This window comes from Flavobacterium sp. FPG59 (assembly GCF_002150205.1).
Classification (GTDB): domain Bacteria; phylum Bacteroidota; class Bacteroidia; order Flavobacteriales; family Flavobacteriaceae; genus Flavobacterium.
In genome coordinates this window covers 1-4,722 of the sequence record NZ_MTCA01000229.1, presented here as the reverse complement: position 1 = coordinate 4,722, position 4,722 = coordinate 1, and the positions used below count along the sequence as shown (strand labels likewise).

General features: G+C 34.6%; 4 protein-coding genes. All 4 read left to right on the top strand.

Translation table 11 applies throughout. The features are described 5' to 3' along the window. Nucleotides 1-35 precede the first annotated feature (35 nt). Nucleotides 36-542: a peptidase gene (locus FPG59_RS13975; protein ID WP_086455196.1), complete on the top strand. Its 507-nt coding sequence runs from the start codon at nt 36-38 to the stop codon at nt 540-542. 27 nt (nt 543-569) lie between these two features. Continuing rightward, complete coding sequence (locus tag FPG59_RS13970; RefSeq protein ID WP_086455195.1) at nt 570-2,081, top strand: GH3 auxin-responsive promoter family protein; 1,512 nt, start codon at nt 570-572, stop codon at nt 2,079-2,081. Nucleotides 2,082-2,117: 36 nt separating this feature from the next. After that, complete coding sequence (locus FPG59_RS13965; RefSeq protein WP_086455194.1) at nt 2,118-3,797, top strand: hypothetical protein; 1,680 nt, start codon at nt 2,118-2,120, stop codon at nt 3,795-3,797. 9 nt (nt 3,798-3,806) lie between these two features. Then, on the top strand, nt 3,807-4,722 hold a 916-nt coding region (locus FPG59_RS13960; protein ID WP_086455193.1), incomplete at its 3' end, for a hypothetical protein.

The following is a 4,722-nucleotide window of genomic DNA, read 5'->3' as shown; positions in this document are numbered from 1 at the left end:
CAATTATTGTTATATTTGTTTGATAAACAAATTCTATGTCCAAGAAAAGACTAAAACGTAAATTAATAAAGGAAAATTTATTCAATAAGAGGCGTTTAATTATCTTAAACGAGGATACTTTTGAAGAAACTTTTTCCTTGAAACTTACTTTAATGAATGTATTTGTAGTAGCGAGTGTAGGGGCAATACTTATTATAATTGTTACTACTTTTATAATTGCATTTACTCCTTTGAGAGAGTTTATACCAGGCTATTCATCCTCAAAATTAAAAAGAGAAGCCATAGAACTTGCTTTAAAATCAGACTCTTTGTCTAAGGCTATTAAACAAAATGAGGATTATTTGAATGGAATAAAAAAGGTATTGACCGGAAAATTAGAATACGCAAAATTCAACAAGGATTCCATTTTAGAATCGGCAACTACTTCAGATAAAGAAATAGACTTGTCCGCTACTGATGCTGAGTTGGAGTTACGAGAACAAGTTGCACTTGAGGACCAAAAAGCAAAAACATCAGGTTCTAAAACTAAAAAGTCAAACTAAAAATCTTTAAAAAGAAGCACTTACATAATGTCAATAAAATCATTTGCTGCAAAATTATTTGCACATAAAATATACCAGAAAACGCAAAAATGGGCAGCAGAACCAGTTGCTACACAGCAAAAAGTATTACAACAATTAATTGCTCAAGCAAGCACTACTCAGTTTGGAAAAGACCATCATTTTGAAAGTATAAAAACCGAAAAAGACTTTGCAAAGCAAGTTCCTATTCGAGATTATGAGGCGTTAAAACCTTATGTTGACCGAGTGGTACAAGGCGAAGCAGATATTCTATGGAAAGGGAAACCTTTGTATTTTGCTAAGACATCAGGAACAACATCAGGAGCAAAGTACATTCCGTTGACTAAGGAATCAATGCCGTATCATATTGAGGCAGCTCGAAACGCAATATTGCATTACATTCATGAAACGGGTAAGGCTGATTTTGTAGATGGTAAAATGATTTTCTTGCAAGGAAGCCCACTTTTAGAAGAAAAAAACGGAATAAAATTAGGGCGCTTATCCGGAATTGTAGCGCATTTTGTTCCAAAATACCTTCAAAAAAACAGAATGCCATCTTGGGACACCAATTGCATTGAAGATTGGGAAACCAAAGTAAACGCCATTGTAGAGGAAACGTTCCACGAGAATATGGCTGTGATTTCAGGGATTCCGTCGTGGGTGCAAATGTATTTTGAAAAATTGCATCAAAAAGGAGGGAAGCCTGTGGGCGAAATTTTTAAAAACTTTAATTTGTTCATTTACGGCGGTGTGAATTATGAACCGTATCGGGCGAAGTTTGAGAATTTAATAGGTCGAAAAGTAGACAGCATTGAATTATTTCCAGCTTCGGAAGGATTTTTTGCGTATCAAGATTCTCAAAAGGAAAAAGGAATGTTACTACTGCTGAACTCCGGAATTTTTTATGAGTTTATCAAAAGTGACGAATTTTATACCGATCCCGATGGTTCGGGACCAAGACGTTACACCATTGGCGAGGTTGAATTGAATGTCAATTATGTTTTGATAATTTCTACCAATGCAGGACTTTGGGGGTATAATATTGGTGATACCGTTCAGTTTAAGAGTTTAAAACCGTATCGCGTCATTGTATCTGGCAGAATCAAACATTACATATCGGCTTTTGGAGAACATGTTATTGGTAAGGAAGTAGAAAGTGCGTTGCAAGAAGCCATCATAGGAACATCAATCAGAATTAATGAATTTACAGTAGCCCCACAAATCACGCCAGTCGAGGGATTACCGTATCACGAATGGTTTATAGAATTTGATTCCGAAGGATCGGGAGAACCAGAAGATTTAGAGAATTTTGCTGAAGCGCTGGACAATGCCATGCGAAAACAAAACATGTATTATGATGATTTGATTGTGGGCAAGGTGTTGCAAAAAGTGGTGGTTACCAAAGTAGTTAAAAACGGTTTCCAAGAATACATGAAATCGATTGGGAAATTAGGGGGTCAAAACAAAATTCCAAGACTTTCGAATGATAGAAAGATAGTGGATTTGTTAAAAAGAGAATAAATGTCATACCTTTGCAGGTTAGAAAATAAGTAGAAAATGAAAGAAACAAAAAATATATCGCGCTCAAGAGCTCAAGAATCATCAGCAGCCATTGAAAAAATGTACATCACCATGCGCCATCTTTTTAATAGAGGATTTTATAAGCCAATGGGAGTGTCAGGTGATACACTTCGTGAAGCGTTGCTTGCTTTACGACCAGAAATTTACGGAAATATTGCCGAAGAGAAAGTAGAATTGAACGGACTTTTATACGTAATTGAACGTTTGCCGGTAGGAATTGAAGAATGTCGTTTTATCAATCTTACTTCAGACGAAGGTTACTCTAAATCGCATTTTCAAGCTATTGTTCCTCCAAAAAGACGTCGTAATTGCTACCGAATTGATGAGGAGCAAATGAATGTCGAAATTACAAGAGGGCGATCAGATATTTACGATATTTTAACGCACTTGACCTTTATATTTATTGAATCGCACAAAATCAGGAACCGTGTTTTACTCGATGATGCTGGTGAGGTTTCTCGTGACTGGTACAAACTAGAACAGGCAGTTTCTCAAAAGAAAAAGCTTACGCAAGTAGAGAAAGAAAAAGCCATCTCGCATGCAGCTAACATATTAGGTAGAACTTTTGCTGAGGTTTTGGATATTTATGATGCCTTTGGTTCAGCAGCATCACCAGACCGTTTTTTACACGTGATTTATTGGTTAGGAAAATTAGCTATTGAAGAAATAGTTGATGACAACAAGAGAACCATCACTTTTAGTCCAATTTTAAGAGAACGTTTAGGACACCACATTCATGGCGAAGTTTGGGCTACCAATATTAAAGAGGTTTTAAAAGAGAATCAACTTTTAGACCGACCAATTCACGTAATTAGTGCCAATATGCACAGTGTGATGAATTCGATTTTTGCAACTGAAGTTTTAAAAACGAAGTTCAAAGACAAATCGGATTTCTTTATTTATGAAGAGTTAAGTAGATCCGGAGCTGATGAGGTACGCAATCAAGTTACTGCAGTTGCAATAAAACAAGGAATGATTTCTTTGCCAGATACATCAGGAACTAATATTGATGTGCAAATTTTTGATACAGCCAAGATTAATTGGGCTAAAACCTCATTTCCTGGTGCCAAGACTGATGATAAAAAACCAGTTTTAATAGTGATGGATTATGCTTTTGGGGAACAAGCCTATGAGACAATTGACGAGTTGTTGAAACCTTTTAAGAAAGACACTTTATTAAACGTAGAATCGGTTTCTATCATGGGTAAAGCAGGAATTTTAGAGGGAGGAAAAGGAGATATCATGATTCCTAATGCGCATATTAACGAAGGAACAGCAGACAATTATTTCTTTGAAAACGAACTAACGGCTGAGATGTTTGAAGGAAATGACATTGCAGTTTTTGCGGGACCAATGGTAACTGTGTTAGGTACGTCATTACAGAACAGAGATTTATTAAAGTTTTTCCACGAATCAACTTGGGGAATTATTGGTCTTGAAATGGAAGGTTCTTATTATCAAAAAGCCATTCAATCGGCCTCAAAAATTAGAAGAAGTGTTCCTCATGACATCAAAGTACGTTATGCCTATTACGCTTCAGATAATCCGCTTGAAACAGGAAGTACACTGGCTTCAGGTGGTTTAGGAACAACAGGTGTAAAACCAACTTACTTGATCACAATTAAAATATTGGAACAAATTTTCAACGTAAAATAATAACTATAAATGAGTACAAATGTGCCCAATAACCAAGAGGATCAAGAAATAGATTTGAATCAGGTTTCCAAAAAAATTGGAAATTTTTTTGATTGGATTGGCACTTCTATTTTTAAAGGAATCCAGTTTTTTATTCGCAATGCAATACTGGTTTCAGTTTTGGTTCTTGTTGGTTTTGGTCTGGGCTTGTATCTAGACAAGACACAAAAAAGTTATGAGCATTCTATTATTGTTCAGCCTAATTTTGGTAGTGTAGATTATTTATATTCAAAAGTGGATTTAATTGAATCAAAAATTAAATCAAAAGACACATTATTCTTAAAAAACGTAGTTGGGATTGTTCATCCTAAACGTTTGTCAAGAATTGAGATTGAACCTATTGCAGATGTGTACAATTTTATTAAAAACACGCCAGAAAATTTTGAGTTGATCAAATTAATGGCGGATAATGGCGACATCAAAAAAATTATTGAAGATAATGTGACTAGTAAAAATTATACCTATCACACTATCTTATTTGAGAGTGACCGTCAAATTTCTGATAAAGAAATAGCAGAGCCACTGATATCTTTTTTAAATGAATCGGAGTATTTTAAAAAAATTAAAAAAGTAAGTTTAAAGAATATTGAAGTCAAGATGAAGCAAAATGACACCATTATTTCTCAAATAAACAATGTATTAGGTTCTTTTTCGGCTACTGCTAGTGCTACTCAAAAAAATGATAAACTAGTATATTACAATGAGAATACGCAGTTGAATGATGTCATTAAAACTAAAGATTTATTGGTGGTTGAACAAGGAATACATCAAATTAATCTTTTGGGAAGTGATAAGATTATAAAAGACGTAAGTGTAACGTTAAACATTAAAAAAATAGGTTTGCTTCATGGAAATAAAAAAATAGCACTGCCGATATTATTTATTG

Excerpts from the sequence above, each read along its gene's own strand:
- FPG59_RS13970 (WP_086455195.1), top strand. The coding sequence starts at position 570 with ATGTCAATAAAATCATTTGCTGCAAAATTATTTGCACATAAAATATAC.
- FPG59_RS13975 (WP_086455196.1), top strand. The coding sequence starts at position 36 with ATGTCCAAGAAAAGACTAAAACGTAAATTAATAAAGGAAAATTTATTC.
- FPG59_RS13965 (WP_086455194.1), top strand. The coding sequence starts at position 2,118 with ATGAAAGAAACAAAAAATATATCGCGCTCAAGAGCTCAAGAATCATCA.